15 protein-coding genes are annotated in these 14,496 nt (G+C 65.6%); 4 read left to right on the forward strand and 11 right to left on the reverse strand.

Translation table 11 applies throughout. From position 1 onward, the window contains the following. Positions 1-373: 373 nt before the first annotated feature. Entirely contained in the window at positions 374-1,063 is a 690-nt protein-coding gene (locus HSR6_RS00265; RefSeq protein ID WP_070364049.1) for a helix-turn-helix domain-containing protein, read from the reverse strand. A 321-nt stretch (positions 1,064-1,384) separates the two neighbouring features. Here HSR6_RS00265 and HSR6_RS00270 point away from each other — a divergent pair, with 321 nt between their 5' ends. After that, positions 1,385-2,011, forward strand: a complete 627-nt coding sequence (locus HSR6_RS00270) for a helix-turn-helix domain-containing protein (protein ID WP_071932485.1) — start codon at positions 1,385-1,387, stop codon at positions 2,009-2,011. Here HSR6_RS00270 and HSR6_RS00275 read toward each other — a convergent pair. The 7 genes from HSR6_RS00275 to HSR6_RS00305 form a co-directional block, all read right to left on the reverse strand. Next, positions 2,008-3,429 (reverse strand): single-stranded-DNA-specific exonuclease RecJ, encoded by a 1,422-nt coding sequence (locus HSR6_RS00275; RefSeq protein ID WP_071932486.1) that lies wholly within the window; start codon positions 3,427-3,429, stop codon positions 2,008-2,010. The genes HSR6_RS00270 and HSR6_RS00275 overlap by 4 nt on opposite strands. Positions 3,430-3,465: 36 nt before the next feature. After that, entirely contained in the window at positions 3,466-4,191 is a 726-nt protein-coding gene (locus HSR6_RS00280) for a uroporphyrinogen-III synthase (RefSeq protein ID WP_071932487.1), read from the reverse strand. Next, complete coding sequence (gene hemC, locus HSR6_RS00285; RefSeq protein WP_071932488.1) at positions 4,188-5,258, reverse strand: hydroxymethylbilane synthase; 1,071 nt, start codon at positions 5,256-5,258, stop codon at positions 4,188-4,190. The genes HSR6_RS00280 and hemC overlap by 4 nt, the downstream gene beginning before the upstream one ends. Before the next feature lie 58 nt (positions 5,259-5,316). Continuing rightward, positions 5,317-6,651: a glutamate-1-semialdehyde 2,1-aminomutase gene (gene hemL / locus HSR6_RS00290; protein WP_071932489.1), complete on the reverse strand. Its 1,335-nt coding sequence runs from the start codon at positions 6,649-6,651 to the stop codon at positions 5,317-5,319. 105 nt (positions 6,652-6,756) lie between these two features. Continuing rightward, positions 6,757-7,779 carry a hypothetical protein gene (locus HSR6_RS00295; protein ID WP_071932490.1) on the reverse strand — a complete coding sequence of 341 codons (1,023 nt, stop codon included), beginning with the start codon at positions 7,777-7,779 and terminating at the stop codon, positions 6,757-6,759. Between the two features lie 207 nt (positions 7,780-7,986). Then, positions 7,987-8,967, reverse strand: coding sequence for a porphobilinogen synthase (hemB, locus tag HSR6_RS00300; RefSeq protein WP_070364055.1), 981 nt, complete (start codon positions 8,965-8,967; stop codon positions 7,987-7,989). Between the two features lie 40 nt (positions 8,968-9,007). Further along, positions 9,008-11,113: a heterodisulfide reductase-related iron-sulfur binding cluster gene (locus HSR6_RS00305; protein WP_070364056.1), complete on the reverse strand. Its 2,106-nt coding sequence runs from the start codon at positions 11,111-11,113 to the stop codon at positions 9,008-9,010. Between the two features lie 251 nt (positions 11,114-11,364). On the opposite strand from HSR6_RS00305, the gene HSR6_RS00310 reads away from it, so the two are divergent. Continuing rightward, positions 11,365-11,859 (forward strand): hypothetical protein, encoded by a 495-nt coding sequence (locus tag HSR6_RS00310; protein ID WP_071932491.1) that lies wholly within the window; start codon positions 11,365-11,367, stop codon positions 11,857-11,859. Positions 11,860-11,891: 32 nt separating this feature from the next. Further along, positions 11,892-12,554: a CRISPR-associated protein Cas4 gene (locus tag HSR6_RS00315; protein WP_233488542.1), complete on the forward strand. Its 663-nt coding sequence runs from the start codon at positions 11,892-11,894 to the stop codon at positions 12,552-12,554. Here HSR6_RS00315 and HSR6_RS00320 read toward each other — a convergent pair. Beyond that, positions 12,551-13,159 carry an L-threonylcarbamoyladenylate synthase gene (locus HSR6_RS00320; protein ID WP_071932493.1) on the reverse strand — a complete coding sequence of 203 codons (609 nt, stop codon included), beginning with the start codon at positions 13,157-13,159 and terminating at the stop codon, positions 12,551-12,553. The two genes, HSR6_RS00315 and HSR6_RS00320, sit on opposite strands and share 4 nt — an antisense overlap. 77 nt (positions 13,160-13,236) lie before the next feature. On the opposite strand from HSR6_RS00320, the gene HSR6_RS00325 reads away from it, so the two are divergent. Further along, positions 13,237-13,677: a TIGR00725 family protein gene (locus HSR6_RS00325; protein WP_070364060.1), complete on the forward strand. Its 441-nt coding sequence runs from the start codon at positions 13,237-13,239 to the stop codon at positions 13,675-13,677. Here the strand turns inward: HSR6_RS00325 and HSR6_RS00330 are convergent. Next, positions 13,674-14,186 (reverse strand): redoxin domain-containing protein, encoded by a 513-nt coding sequence (locus HSR6_RS00330; protein WP_198400419.1) that lies wholly within the window; start codon positions 14,184-14,186, stop codon positions 13,674-13,676. The two genes, HSR6_RS00325 and HSR6_RS00330, sit on opposite strands and share 4 nt — an antisense overlap. Then, positions 14,186-14,479 (reverse strand): glutathione S-transferase N-terminal domain-containing protein, encoded by a 294-nt coding sequence (locus HSR6_RS00335; RefSeq protein ID WP_070364062.1) that lies wholly within the window; start codon positions 14,477-14,479, stop codon positions 14,186-14,188. Before HSR6_RS00335 ends, HSR6_RS00330 begins: the two co-directional genes overlap by 1 nt. Between the last annotated feature and the right edge of the window lie 17 nt (positions 14,480-14,496).

Here is a 14,496-nt window from a genome sequence, read left to right on the forward strand (position 1 = left end):
GTATATCGAGATGTGGTTTATCGAGCTGATTTTTGGTCCCTGGTGGTGGCTGTGGCGGGGGTCGGGGGTGGGATGATCGGCTCTCGACCTCACTTCGGGGCTGCTTGCACGTTGGTCGAGCAAACTGGAACACGAGCTAGCTGTATTGTCGCATGGTATCACTCGCTGATTTTGCCCGGTCTGGCGGCCCAAACCCGGTCTATAAACTAAATACCGCTATATGAAAAATTGAAACTGATCTGACCCTCTCCAACCGACAAAATTGGCTCCAAAACGCCGGAAATGCGCGTGACTAGCGCTTCAGGGCTTCTCAGCCGAATTGAACGGGAACGCTAGCAGTCGAAAAACGTGAGAGGCGGCGATTGACGGGTGATCAGGTTCCGACTGGCTCGGGTTCTTCGAGGATTGCGTCGAGGAGCTTGGACTGGGCTGCGGCGAGGTGTTCGGTAAAGGTGGAAGTGGTAATGCCAAGTTCGTCGGCGACTTCACCTGCGTTGGCGCCCTTCGGATGCTGGAAATACCCGAGCTCGTGGGCCGTTTCGAGGACCTCACGCTGTCGGTCGGTGAGCACGCCACGGTCCACGAAGACCAGATCCTCACTGCCGTCCTCATCACGGGAGCTGACCAGGCGTTTGACGTCCACGTTGGGGAACGACTCCCGCAAGGCCGTCACGGCCCCCCGGAGCTCGTCCATCGACGGCGCGTGAAACACCATCGTGAGATCGCCGTCCTGGGCCTGGACGTCGACGATCGGGCAGTCATACTCCTCGACGAGTTCACACGCACAGTCGTGACCGAAGGTTCGCTGGAAGCGGTAGACCGACTGGTTTCCATACGAGAAGACGGGATCCAGGCCCGATTCCCCGTCCAGATCGGCATCCGTGGCGAACTCTTCGGTCACCCGGCCGGTCTCCGGGTCGACTCGCTTGGAGACGTTGAAACACTCCACACCCTGTTTTGAAACCTGTGCGACCGGACAGCTCCGCAGATCGGCAAGCTGGATCTCCGCTCGGATGCCACCTGACTCGTCGGACTCGCTTGGCTGCTCCGCGAGGGCGCTCATGACTGCCCCGCACCGTTTCGGCGGCGGTGCCCGCCCCACGCGTTCGCTCGCGACCGTCGCTTGACGGTCGTGTCCTGTCGATCGCCCTTCGCGTACATGTGAGGTACCTACGGGTCCGTAACCCTAAAACACGTTGCGCTTCCCATCCTTTGAAAACGGTGAAAAACCTGGGAAGAGGGTGTTTTCGGCCGATGTGGGGTGTGAAATCCGAGCCCGTGCGCATTTTGACTGCCCCCTCATATAGGGGAACTCTCGGGCGAGAACGGGGCCAGGCTTGCTGGGGCCGGAACGGTTTACCTGTCTACTCCGCTCTGTAGGGTCATGCCGACTGGCATTCGGGCCGAGCTGGCCTTCGAGAGCCCTGATGCCTGTCGTATCACGCAGTATCTCGGGGACGCCGGCGACGCGAAGTCGATTTCGTGGTCGGTCGCCCCCGAATCGGGGCGGATCACCGAGGAGTTCGCCGTCGAGGGCGACCCCGACATCGAGGAGGCGACACAAGTGTTCTCCTATGGCGACCGCTCGGTCTATCGCTTCCAGCGCGAGCAGGCCGAGTGCTGTCCCTGTGGCATCGTCCAGGATTTCGACGTGCCAGTTCGGGACGTGCGAACCGTCGACGGAACGCTTCACTTTGCCATCTACGTCGAGGACATGGACGAACTTCGAGAGGTGGTCATCGGCGTTCGCAACACGTTCCCCGACGTGCGAATCGTCCGCATCGTCCGGGCCCAGGAGGCCGGCGAAGGAGATCTCGTGCTCGTCGACCGGGGCGAACTCACCGACCGCCAGCGGGAGGTCCTCGAAACGGCCCATCGGCTGGGGTACTTCGATCACCCGAAAGGCGCAAACGCAGGTGAAGTCGCCGACGAACTCGGTATTACCACCTCCACCTTTACCGAACACCTCGCTGCCGCACAGTCCAAGCTCCTGAACTCGATTCTGGCCTAATTCAGTTGTGCGCCGATCCGCCCGTCGAGGGCGCTGACGAACGTCTCTTCTGCTCCCTCGGGTATCGTCGCGCCGGCAGCCATCGCGTGACCACCGCCCTCGCCGCCGACGGTTGCAGCGGCTTCGCGCAAGGCCGTCCCGAGATTCAACCCTCGGTCGCCGAGTCGACCGTTCGCCCTGGCGGAGACCTTGACGCCGCCGTCGGGCTTGTTCGCGAAGGCGACGATGGGCGTGTGCCGGTCGATGTCGCCCTCGCCCAGGGCCATCCCGGCCACGATGCCGACGATCGTCGCCCGGATCTGCTCGCCGGCGTGGACCCACTGGAGGTGTTCTGCCTCGGTCGTGCCAGTCTCAGCGAGGTACTCGATCCCCGCGGAGATGTTCCGTCGGTGGTTCTTGAGAAGCGTTTCGGCCCGATCGAGTGCACCATCCCGATCCCCCCGGCAGACGGCCAGCCCGATCTCGCTTTCCTCGTAGCGGGCCGTCGCGTTCAGCAGCGTGGCAAACTCGCTTGCGTCCCGGAGTTGCGTTCCCGGCTCCTCCCGGGGCAGGATGTAACTGGTCCCGACCAGCGCATCGATTCGCTCCGCGGGCACGCCGCGTTCGATAGCCCGCGTGAGCAGCGCACTCGCGACCTGGGTCCGTTTCTCAGGCCCGAGATCCGCCCAGGTCGGCCAGCCCGCCTCGGTTCGTAACTCCACGTCCAGGGCCTCCAGAAATCTAATCGCGCCCTGCCGGTTTCCAGTGATTCCGGGGATTCGAACGTCCGTGGTGTACTCCAGCAGTTTGGGCAGCGGGCGGGTCTGCGTGCCGTAGATCGCGAGGTCGGTCCCACTCTCGATGACGCCGACAGCCTCCCCGTCGGCAGCGACGGCGGCGTTTGCCCCCACGAGTTCGCCGTCGACGGTCTGGCGGTCCCCGACGGCTCCCACGACGGCCAGTGCCGCCAGCTCGCGTGGGTCCGGCTCGTCGACTCCAGCCCGATCCAGGACGGTTCGGGCGAGGACATACGCCGTCCCGGCCCCGGCGAGTTCCCGCCCTCCGTCGAGCCCGACACAGTGCGGGTTGAGATGGTGTTCGATCGACCCGTCTGCCGGCTCGTGGTGGTCGGCGACGACAGGCGTGAACGACCCCGTATCGGCGAGTTCGGCGAGTCGATCGAGTCCGCCGCTCCCCAGATCGGTGAACAGGACGGTCCCACCAGTCGTGGCCAGATCGTCGATCGCCGCCTCGTCGAGCCCGTGTTTGATCTCGACGTCGACAGCCAGCCCGGCCCGTTCGAGGGCCGTCGCAGCGATTGCCGCGCTCGTCAGGCCGTCGGCGTCGTCGTGAGAGACTACCCGGACTGACTCGGCCGCGAGCAGCCGATCGGCGGCGGCCACGGCCCGGTCGTGGAGTGCTGGGACCGGCGGATCCATCACCCGAGAGTGGGTCGGCATCCGGGATAAACGTGATCAGTCGAGTTCGGCGACGACCGCCCGGGCCAGCGCCTCGAAGTCGGCGTCCGCCGGGACCACGTCCACGGAAAGATCCATTGACGCCGCCGTCTCGGCGGTTGGCGAGCCGATCGCGCCCACCGTCGCCTGGGCGAGTCCCGTCCGGACCTCGGCCTCGATCCCTCGTTCCGACGCGATGGCGAGGAAGTGCTCGACGGTCAACGAGGAGGTGAAAAGCGCGGCATCCAGCTCGCCAGCGGCAGCCAGTTCGACGGATTCGCCCGCGTCGTCTGGCGTGGTCAGTTCGTAGAGGATGGTCTCGTGCACGTAGGCGCCGGCTTCGTTCAGCCCGTCGGTGAGGACGGCACTGCCGTGGTCGCTCCGGGCCACCTCGACGCGTTCGCCGGCGACCGAGTCCGCGAGGGCCCCAACGAGCCCGGCCGAGGTATAGGCGTCGGGGATCAGATCGACCTCGTACCCCGCGTCTTCGGCGGCCTCGGCGGTCGAGGGCCCGATCGCGACCAGCCGTGTCTCGCCGGGGGTCCATCCCGCGGCGAGTTCGACCCCGGTCTTGCTCGTGAGAATCGTGACGCTCGCGTCCGTGCGTGGGGTGGCCCCAGTCGGTCGGATTTCGAGCATCGGGTCCGGGACTGGCGTTACGTCCAGGGATTCGAGCATCTCGATCGCCTGGGCCATCCGCTCGTCGTCCGGACGGAACACCGCCACGCGAGGTCGCTCGCTCATTCGCGCTTCGCCTCCTGAATCAGGGTGTCGGCCCCGCGGTCGGCCAGATCGGCAGCGAACTCGCGGGCTGCCGCCGCGTATCGGTTCACCTCCAGCGCCCGCGTCTCGGCGATCGTCTCGCTCCCGTCGCGGCTGAGGACCTGTACCGTGGTCCTGACCACGTCGCCCTGCAGGGTCGCGTGGATGCCCAGCGGGGCGACACAGCCGGCGCCGAGTTCCTGCATGATTATCCGCTCGACCGTCGTGGCGATGCGGGCCGGCGCGTGGTCCAGCGCCTCGTGGATGGCCTCGGCGGCGGCCGAGCCGTCCTTTGCAGCGACCGCCAGCGCACCCTGTCCCGCGGCGGGGACGTGGGACTCCACGGGAAGATCGTGTGTCGGGACCGCATCGAGGAGGCCACTCCGGGAGAGCCCCGCTTTCGCGAGCACGATCCCGTCGTACTCGACCTCGACCTCCCGACCCAGGGCGGCCCGCTCGATCTCGGCCAGGGAGTCGAACCACTCCTCGACCGACAGTTCGTCCGGCGCGCTCACGTCCTCGTCTTCCTCGGCCGCCAGCCGCGCCTCGTGTTCGCTCTGCAGTGTGGGTGCGAGAACCTTCTCCAGTCGGGTGTCGACGTTCCCCCGGAGCGGCTCGATTTCCAGATCGGGCCGGCGGGCCTGCAACTGGGCCCCGCGCCGGAGACTCGACGTCCCGACGGTCGCGCCCGAGGGCAGTCCATCGAGTGTGTCCCCGTCGGGAGTGACCAGCACGTCGCCGACCGGCCCACGACCGGGCACGGCCGCGATGGTGATCTCCTCGGGCTCGTCGGTCGGCACGTCCTTCATGGAGTGAACGGCTCCGTCGACGGTCTCCTCGACGATCAGGCGGTCGAGTTCTCTGACGAACGCCCCGGTTTTCCCCAGATCCTGGATCAACGCGTCCTCGATTCGATCGCCTCGGGTCTCGACCTCGTGAAGATCCGTTTCGATCCGGTGGTCCGCGAGCCAGGACTGGACCTGACTGGCCTGTCGAAGCGCCAGATCCGAGCCCCGCGTCGCGAGTTCGAGCGGGCCCTGTGTACTCATGTCCGCTGCTCGGGGCCCAGCGAGGGAAAACCATTCGTCTCGTGGCCGCTGGGGATGTCTACAGGACGGCCTTGTAGGCTTCCAACGTCTCCTCGATGTCCTCGGCGGTGTGAGCGGCGGTGAGGAACTCGGATTCGAACTGGTTGGGGGTGAGTAGGACTCCCTGCTCGCGCATCTGGTGATAGAAGACCCGCTCCCAGCGGTCGGTCGCCGCGGCGTTCACGTCGCCTGCGTTCTTCGGGCAGGCCTGGCTGTGCGGGCAGTCCGGATCCTGGCGACACCCGGCCGAACAGGCCCCCGTCTGGGCCGGCCCGTCCCGGGTGAAGATGACCTTGAACATGCTGTCGATGCCCGTCACCGTGTAGGCGGGGGCCTGATCGGCCACGATGTCCACCAGCCCCGATCGGAGCTGTTCTCCCAGGTCGGACAGGTGCTCGTAGACGTTCTCCTCGGCGGCATAGCGCAGCGTCTCCAGTCCCGCGGTCATGGTGACCGGGTGTCCGGAGAAGGTCCCGGCCTCGAAGACGTCGCCGGCGGGGGTCAGGGACTCCATGATCTCGGTTCGGCCCCCGATCGCCCCGATCGGGAACCCGCCGCCGATGACCTTCGCCAGCGTCGTCAGGTCGGGTTCGATCCCGAAGTGACTCTGGGCACAGCCCAGGCCGCCGACCCGGAACCCGGTCATGACCTCATCGAAGATCAGGAGTGCACCGTGTTCCCGGGTGAGTTCGCGAAGCGTCTCGTGATACCCCGGCTGGGGCATGACGATGCCCTGGTTGCCCAGCAGCGGCTCGGTGAGCACGGCGGCGATCTCCGAGCCGTGGTCCTCGAAGACCGCCTCGACCGCCCCCTCGTCGTTGAACGGGACGGGAATCGTGTTGGCGGCGAATTCGGCGGGGACGCCGGGACTGGACGGAGCGGCCTCGTGCTGGTCGCCCTCGATCAGCGTGCTCTCCTGGGCCCCGTGATAGCCGCCCTGCATGATCACGACCTTGTCCCGGCCCGTGTAGCCGCGGGCGAGTCGCACGGCGGCCGTCGTGGCCTCGGTGCCCGAGTTCACGAAGCGGACCATCTCGATGCTGGGCACGTGGCGTGTGATGAACTCCGCGAGTTCGACCTCGACCTCCGTGGGCGCGCCGTACATCGGCCCGTCGCTGACCTGGGACTGGATCGCCGCGATCACGCGATCCGGGAGCGAGTGGCCCAGGAGGACCGGGCCGTAGCCGGCCACGTAGTCGATGTAGCGGTTGCCGTCGGCGTCGATGACGTGGGCCCCGTCGCCGCGCTCGATGAACGCGGGGTAGGGATAGCTCGCCCGAACGGGGGAGTTCACCCCGCCAGGGAGGACCGAAAGCGCGCGGTCGTACAGGTCACGTGAGGACTCCAGATTCATGCTACGGGTTTTGCCACCGGGGGCAATGAAGGTGGTGTTGGTCCGCTCGGCCGAACTATTCGAGCGGGATCGTGTCGCGGCTCGAAAAGCCCAACCGGAGTGTAATCAGTCACACAGCTCAATCTCGAACTTTGCCTCGATCGTTCCATTCGAGCCCATCACGTCCAAATGGGGGAATCGATCGTAAAATCGTCTGGCGCCTTCGATCTCGATTGGGGCCCCCATCGCCCGGATTCGCCCATTCTCATTCCAACCTTCGATTGCTTCAGGGAGAATTCGGGGCGCGCCCACATCCGTTCCGGCGACATAGAAGTGAAGATCGTTATCTCCCTTCTCGGAATCGGTTATGACATTTGTCTCGCGCAACCGCTCTAACACGCGGGTTTGGGCGGCGGTCGAAAACGAAAAGAAAACCGTTAGCCCCCTTTCCAAATTCGGTGGGGATGTAATCGAGGACAAATCGGCAGTCGAAAACACTGTTTCCTCGCCGCCGTCCATTGGGACACGCCCCTGAATGAGATCCTCCCCGACGACATCGGTCATCTGGCTCACGCCATCGATCGTTGCAGTCGCTTCTATCGGCTCGGGGGGCTCGGGCCAACCAACCCTCGAAGTGGACTCCTCGTGGAGGGTTTGACTTTGTAGCCAGGCCGCTAGTTGGTCAAAGTACGCCGTGACTGATCTGATCGGTTGCCCTGCTCTAGCTGCAACAAACTCCGACGATTCGAAAAACTCCGCCCGGAGATCTCGGGCCGAACTCACATTCGGGGGCACTTTCACAACGAAAAACGTCGTGGATCCCGCCTCGAACTTCTCGATTTCGACGTTGACAGAGCTTTCACTCGCCGATTGGGAGACGTGTGATTTGATCTCTGCTGCGAGGTCCTCAGATTTGCTTATCGCATGTGTTCCGGTCGTTTCAAGCCTGAATATGCCATCAGTATCGTACGCTGTACAGTCCACTGATTGCACGACCTCTCTTTGTGGTTCGACCGCCGCTTTGAGATCCGATGGGCTATCGCTTTCTTCGGTCGGTGATGTACGTTCCCCCGTGGTCGAACAACCAGCGGCCATCAGTAGCGACGCCGTCCCCACGGTCGAGAGGAACGCTCGCCGGTTTCTATCCATGATTCCAGGAGGACTGTCCCGATCACTAATATTTGTCGCTTGGTATCTATTGACTCATACGCGATCCCCCTCGCGATCGCCAGCACAGCCGGGCAGCGGTCGGTTCGCCACACGATGCGATGGTTTTCGGGCCGGACCGCCTCGGTCGACCCGGGGCCATGTACCCGATTCTCCGCGGGCGTCCGAATCCCCCTCTCTGTTCGCGGACTACAGCCGCCTGGCGACGTCCTCGGCGAAGTAGGTGAGGATCAGATCCGCGCCGGCCCGCTTGATCGACTGGAGGGATTCGAGGGCCGTCGCTTCGAGGTCGAGCCACCCCTTCTCCGCGGCCGCGTGGAGCATGGCGTACTCCCCGCTGACGTTGTAGGCCGCGACGGGGTACTCGAAGGACTGGTCGACCGCCCGGACGACGTCGAGGTAGGGCAAGGCGGGTTTGACCATCAGCACGTCGGCCCCCTGCTCGACGTCGAGGGCGACCTCGCGCATGGCTTCCTCGGCGTTCCCCGGGTCCATCTGGTAGTGGCGGCGATCCCCGAAACTCGGTGCGCCGTCGGCGGCGTCCCGGAAGGGCCCGTAGAACGCGGACTCGTACTTCGCCGCGTAGCTCATGATCGGGGTGTGCTCGAAGCCCGCCTCGTCGAGTGCCTCTCGCAGGGCCCCGACCATCCCGTCCATCATTCCGCTCGGGGCGACCATGTCTGCCCCTGCCTCGGCGTGGGAGACTGCGGTTCGGGCGATGTGTTCGAGGGTCGGGTCGTTGTCGACCGTGAGTGTCACGTCCTCGGGCGCGCCGGGCTCCAGTACGCCACAGTGGCCGTGGTCGGTGTACTCACAGAGACAGACGTCTGTGATGAGGTACGCCTCAGTCGCCTCGCTCACGCGACGGGTCGCTTCCTGGATGACGCCGTCCTCGGCCCAGGCCCGTGAGCCCTCGGCGTCTTTCTCCTGGGGTACCCCGAAGAGAATCACGGCCTCGATGCCGGTCGCGAGCACTTCCTCGACTCGCTCCGTGATCTGGTCCAGCGGGACCCGCTCGTGGCCGGGCATCGAGGGGATCTCGACCCGTTCGTCGATCGTCGCGTCCACGAACACGGGCGCGATCAGGTCCGACGGGGAGACTGTCGTCTCCCTGACCAGCTCGCGAATACCGTCCTGGCGCAGGCGTCTGGGGCGTCGGGTCTGTTCCATACCCGTACTGACCGCCCCACCCAAAAAGAGACTCCGACTCTCAGTCCGCGGCGACCGACTCGGCAGCGCCGTTTGCCTCGAGTGCGTCCCAGACCATCTCCGCGAGGTCGACGACCTCGATGTCGTCCTGGTAGCCGCCGGATTTGGCGCCGTCCTCGTACATGGTCATACACATCGGACAGGAGACGACGAACTGATCGACGTCCTCGCCGCCGTCGGTGTCCTCCAGGGCCTCCCGAATGCGCTCTTCGGCCGGCTTCTCGTCCTCGTCGGGGTCGAGCCAGAGGCCGCCGCCACCGCCACCACAGCAGTAGGAGTCGGACTTGTTCCGGGGCATCTCGTCGAGTTCGGCGCCCGTGGAGTCGAGCACCGCACGCGGGGCCTCGAACTCGTCGTTGTAGCGGCCGAGGTGACACGGGTCGTGGAAGGTGGCGCGGGTGTCCAGTTCCGTGCCCTCCAGGGGCAGCGCGCCGGACTCGACGAGGTCCTCGACGACCTGGGTGTAGTGAACCACGTCGTCACCGCGCTCCCAGCCGAACTGCTCGTACTCGTTCTTGAAGGTGTTGTAGGCGTGGGGGTCCGTGGTGACCATCTGGTCGTAGTCCACGGACTCGAAGGTCTCGATGTTCTCCATCGCGAGCATCTCGAAGAGCCCTTCCTCGCCCACGCGGCGGATGTCGTTCCCGGCGTTCTTCTCGTCCTCGTAGAGGATGCCATAGGAGACGTCCGCGGCCTCGAAGATCCGGGCCAGCGAGCGGGCGACCTTCTGGTTCCGGTCGTCGAAACTCGGGTAGTCACCCACGTACCAGAGGTAATCGACCTCGGTCTCGCGGGCGTCCGGAATGTCGAACTCGAGTTCCTCGGTCCACTCCGCGCGCTGGGCTTCCGGCTCGCCGAAGGAGTTGCCCTGCTGGAAGAGGCCCATCATGGCCTCCTGGACGTTCTCGTCCATCGCGCCGGACTCGGTGAGCCGACGGTTCATCTCCGTGAACTGCGTGACGTGCTCGATCTCGACCGGACAGGCATCGACACAGGCCATGCAGGTCATACAGGACTCCATGGTCTCCGGGTCGATGACCGACTCCTCCTCGCCGGAGATGATCGGGATCTCCTCGGTCTCGCCGGCTTCGAGTTCCCGCCCGTACTTCCGCAGGTCGAGGATGACGTTTCGCGGGTCGAGCGGGCGACCGGACTGGTTGGCCGGACACACCGAGGTACACCGGCCACACTTCGTACAGGCGTCGTGATCGAGCAGTTGCTTCCAGGAGAAGTCCTCGATATCCGTGGTGCCGATCTCCTCGGGGCTGGCGTCCTCCGGAACGCCCGGCAGGCGAACGCCGGCCTTCGGATCGCGTGTCACCACGTTCGCGTAGCTCGTGAGCATGTGCACCGGCTTCGCGTAGGGCACCGTGGCGACAAAGCCCAGCGCGAGCAGGGCGTGGGACCACCAGAGCGGGCGGTAGAGGGTTGCGGCCATCTCGGGGTCCATGCCGAGGCCCGTGAAGACCGAGGCGAGCGCGTAGCCGACGACGCTCACGGTCTCGAACTCGGGCATGCCGGCACCGACGATGCGAATCGACTCCTGGAGGAACCCGCCGACGCCGAGCAGGAACAGTGCCCAGACGAAGAGGTCGTCCTCCAGTCGGGTGTGTTCACCCCAGAGCCGGTCCTTTCGGGTCACGTAGCGCTGGCTCAGGGCCATGGCCATCCCGACCACGAAGACAAAGCCCATGATGTCGGCCATCATCGAGACCGACTGGTAGAAGTCACCGACGAAAAAGCGATCCTGCTGGAGCAGTTTCACCCAGACGTCCATCTCGAAGGCGACGATCGTCGTCGTCATCAAAAGCGCCAGGAACCCCCAGAAGATGAAGGAGTGCATCAACCCCGCGAAGAAGTCCCTGTCGAACTGTTTTACGTTACTTCCGACGATCTTGGTCGCCTCCACGATTCGATCGACGAGGTCATCGAGCCGCTCGAAGGGATCCTCGTCCCCCTGCCGATAGCGCTCGACACGGCGGTAAAAGCCGTAGGCGAACAGCAGGACCGCCACGATCGTGAGGTAGTAGAAGACCAGTTCCCCCGCGTGGCTGATCTGCCAGAACGCTTCACGCGTGATATCACTTGCCTGTGCGAGTAGCACCATAGGGGATGCTCTCCCGACGCCGCGCATAAAACTTTCCAAGACCCCCGAATACCTGCGAAACTCGCCCCCTTCTGGGGGAAAAATTTGCGGGAAGTGTGGGACATGCACACGGAATGGACGCCCGATTCGAGCCCAATTTCGGGGTGCGCACGCCATGTTGGATGCGGCTCGACTCGCCGGAAGCGACCCGCGGCCGCGAGCGCGCGCCGGTCGACGACAGACCTATGCGGCTCGCCGGACCAAATTTTGGTATGGGCGACCGGACGGCGGAACTTCGTGACCTCTTCGAATCGGTGACCGGGACCGAGACCGTCACCGAGCGCCAGCAGGACACGCGAGGGACCCTCCGGTCCGAGCAGGACGTCCGGGCGGCGTTGATCGAGGAGATCGAGGACATGCGCTCGGTGCTGGGCTTCGAGACGGAGCTCTCCACCGCGCAGTTGGCGACGATCGTCGAGGCCTACTACGCGGGCCAATCAGACGCCGAGATCGCCGCCGAACACGAGGATCTCTCCGAGGCGGCGGTGGCGACTGCTCGCCACGACCTGCACCTCCAGCGATCGAGTGATCCCGACGAGCGAAGCCAGGCAGTCAGGGCCGAACGCCGCCGGGTCGCCGATCGCTACCGACAGGCCTTCGAGTCGATCCTCGAAGACCGGGACATCGCGGACCGGCTCACGTCGAGTCTGGAGGCGACCGGGCTGGACGAGTCCCTGGCGGACCAGGAAGTCGACGTCGACATGTAAGCTTAGGGGCGATGACCGGCCCACCCGGGTTCGTGTCCGAACGCCTCGCACTCTCCGATCTGGCCCTCGCGGCGTTCTGCCCGCGGAAACTCTACTACGCCAGGCAGGACGACCGCTCGCCGCCGCCCGAACACGCGGCGGCACTCGAATTGAGCCGCCAGTACGAAACACTCCTCGCCGATCCGGACTCGACGCCGGCGGCCGACCTCGCAGTCCCGAGGGGGACGTTTTACGAGCGGCTTCGAGCGCTCCGGTCGTCCCACCCTCGCTGGGCCGACCTGGTCGACCCCGATCGAACGGACGTGCTTCTCACGGGCAAAGACGTTCGCGGGCGCGTCGCGAAAGTGCTCGCCGACTCGCTCGCGCCGACGATCGTCTCCGCCGGCTCGCCCCCGCCGGAGGGGGTCTGGCAGCCACAGACGGTCAAAGCTGTCGGGGCGGCCAAGGCACTCGCCTGGACGGCATCGACCGAAGTCGAGACGGCCTACGTCGAGTACCCCCGGCACGGAATCGTTCGCTCGGTGCCGCTCACGACCCGTCGGAAGGCAACCTATCGGCGCACCCTTAGAGCCGTCCGGTCGATGGACGGCCCGCCACCCCGGATCGGCGACGACGCCAAGTGCGAGACCTGTCGCTTCGCTGGTGAGTGTGGGACACAGACCCGTTCGCTCGCCTCGCTCCTGCCCGGCGGCTAGTGGCTCGCGAGCCAGTCCCGGATGGCATCAGCCTCCGGGCCCTCCCTGAGCAACTCGTCGGTTGCCACGTCGACCACTGTGCTCCCGGCGCCACCGGTCCGGCCGGCTTCGAGGATCACGGCCACGGCCGCTTCGAGTTCGGGGTCGACGGCTTCGGGGCGGGTCGCGCTGGGTCGGCCGCTGACGTTGGCGCTGGTGGCGGTGATCGGTGCGAATTCCGCCAGCAACGCCTGGGCGACCGCGTGGTCAGGCACCCGGATGCCGACCGTCGCCCGACCGCCCGTGAGCACGTCCGGGACGATCGGCTTCCGTTCGAGGACCACCGTCACCGGGCCGGGCAGGAACGCAGCCATGAACTCGGCTTCCCGCTCGCTCGGGGTGACGTAGTCCCGGGCCGCCGCGGCGCTGGGAACCGCGAGCGAGACCGGTTCGTCTCGGTCCCGGTGCTTCGCGTCGAACACCCGATCGATCGCCGCTGGGTCGAGGGCGTCGGCCCCCAGCCCGTAGACCGTCTCGGTGGGGTAGACGACGAGTTCGCCCCGACCGAGCGCCGCGGCCGCTCGCGTTATGGCGTCGTCCTGCCGTCCGTCGAGCCGTTCGGCCATGGTTCCCATCTCGGTGGCGGGGGCAAAGAAATCCCGGATCGGCAAACGACTACGGGGCTGGGCACCGAGGCAACGATATGCGAGTCAGTGTCATCGGTGGCAGTTCCGTGGACGCAGAAACCGACGAGCTGGCCGAAGAACTCGGCGAGCGACTCGGCGAGCGCGGCCACGACGTTGTCTGTGGCGGGCTCACGGGCGTGATGGAGGCGGTCGCTGCGGGGATGGCCGAAACGGGCGGCCGGACCATCGGCATCCTTCCCGGGGACGACCGTGCGGCGGCCAACCCCCACATCGACGTGCCGATCGCGACCGGACTGGGAAACGCCAGGAACGTGCTGGTCGTCCGGAACGGCGACGCGGTGATCGCCATTGATGGGGGCTACGGCACGCTCTCGGAACTCGCTCACGCGCTGGATCTGGACCGGCCGGTGGCGGGGATCGAAACCCACGACGTGGCCGGCGTCGAAGCCGTCGATTCGCCGTCCGCGGCGATCGAATACGTCGAATCGGTCGTCTAGAGTGCTTCGAGTGCGTCTTCGAGCGCGTCGTAATCCGGGAACTGCGGCCAGGCCTCCGCGACCCAGTCGAAGGCGACGGTCCGGTCGGGTTCGATGAGATAGAGCGCGAGGCGAGGCTCCTCGATCCCTTCCATGCCGTCCAGGTCGTGTGCGAGGCCGTACTCCGCGGCCACCTCGTTTTTCGGGTCCGAGTAGAGGCCGCGGATGGCCTCGATCCCACGGTCCTCGATCGTGCGGGCGTGGTCGTAGGGCGTGGAAATCGTGATGCCGACTACCTGGGCCGGCCCCGAGAGGATCGACCGCTCTTTGAGCGCGTTGTAGACGTAGGTCGTCGGGAACGCCCGGTCCATCGGGTGGAAGATGAGCAGGACCGGCCCGTCCTCGAGGACGTCCGAAAGGGCCGTGTCCTCCCAGAACTCATCGTTGACGAGTGGTCGGGTGAAATCGGGCGCTTTCTCGCCCGTCTCGACGTGGTCCGTGGCTTCGAGTTCGGTGACTTTCCGGCGCATCAGTCCCCACCCCGATTCCGGTAGGTCTTGTAGAGGTATTTGACGATTCGGGGACTCTCGCCCATCGTCACGCCGGTGTTGTGGTCCACGATCACCGGCACTTCGCGGTTGCCGGAGAGGCGCTGGACGACGTTTCGCTCGGAGTGTTTTGCCTCGACGAAGCGGGAGTGATAGGACACGTCCAGGTCTTCGAGGGTCCGGACGACTCGTTCACAAAAGGGGCAGCCCTGGAGCCGATACAGCGTGAGGTCCGCATCCACGCTCGCGGGCTCATCGAGCGTCTGCTCTGCCATATCCGTGCTGAGGGATC

It is taken from the genome of Halodesulfurarchaeum formicicum (assembly GCF_001886955.1).
Taxonomy (GTDB): Archaea; Halobacteriota; Halobacteria; order Halobacteriales; family Halobacteriaceae; genus Halodesulfurarchaeum; species Halodesulfurarchaeum formicicum.

What these genes read in the sequence shown, in the direction of transcription:
- HSR6_RS00265 (WP_070364049.1), bottom strand. Translation starts at nt 1,063, where the DNA reads ATGAGCGCCCTCGCGGAGCAGCCAAGCGAGTCCGACGAGTCAGGTGGC.
- HSR6_RS00270 (WP_071932485.1), top strand. Translation starts at nt 1,385, where the DNA reads ATGCCGACTGGCATTCGGGCCGAGCTGGCCTTCGAGAGCCCTGATGCC.
- HSR6_RS00275 (WP_071932486.1), bottom strand. Translation starts at nt 3,429, where the DNA reads ATGGATCCGCCGGTCCCAGCACTCCACGACCGGGCCGTGGCCGCCGCC.
- HSR6_RS00280 (WP_071932487.1), bottom strand. Translation starts at nt 4,191, where the DNA reads ATGAGCGAGCGACCTCGCGTGGCGGTGTTCCGTCCGGACGACGAGCGG.
- hemC (WP_071932488.1), bottom strand. Translation starts at nt 5,258, where the DNA reads ATGAGTACACAGGGCCCGCTCGAACTCGCGACGCGGGGCTCGGATCTG.
- hemL (WP_071932489.1), bottom strand. Translation starts at nt 6,651, where the DNA reads ATGAATCTGGAGTCCTCACGTGACCTGTACGACCGCGCGCTTTCGGTC.
- HSR6_RS00295 (WP_071932490.1), bottom strand. Translation starts at nt 7,779, where the DNA reads ATGGATAGAAACCGGCGAGCGTTCCTCTCGACCGTGGGGACGGCGTCG.
- hemB (WP_070364055.1), bottom strand. Translation starts at nt 8,967, where the DNA reads ATGGAACAGACCCGACGCCCCAGACGCCTGCGCCAGGACGGTATTCGC.
- HSR6_RS00305 (WP_070364056.1), bottom strand. Translation starts at nt 11,113, where the DNA reads ATGGTGCTACTCGCACAGGCAAGTGATATCACGCGTGAAGCGTTCTGG.
- HSR6_RS00310 (WP_071932491.1), top strand. Translation starts at nt 11,365, where the DNA reads ATGGGCGACCGGACGGCGGAACTTCGTGACCTCTTCGAATCGGTGACC.
- HSR6_RS00320 (WP_071932493.1), bottom strand. Translation starts at nt 13,159, where the DNA reads ATGGCCGAACGGCTCGACGGACGGCAGGACGACGCCATAACGCGAGCG.
- HSR6_RS00325 (WP_070364060.1), top strand. Translation starts at nt 13,237, where the DNA reads ATGCGAGTCAGTGTCATCGGTGGCAGTTCCGTGGACGCAGAAACCGAC.
- HSR6_RS00330 (WP_198400419.1), bottom strand. Translation starts at nt 14,186, where the DNA reads ATGCGCCGGAAAGTCACCGAACTCGAAGCCACGGACCACGTCGAGACG.
- HSR6_RS00335 (WP_070364062.1), bottom strand. Translation starts at nt 14,479, where the DNA reads ATGGCAGAGCAGACGCTCGATGAGCCCGCGAGCGTGGATGCGGACCTC.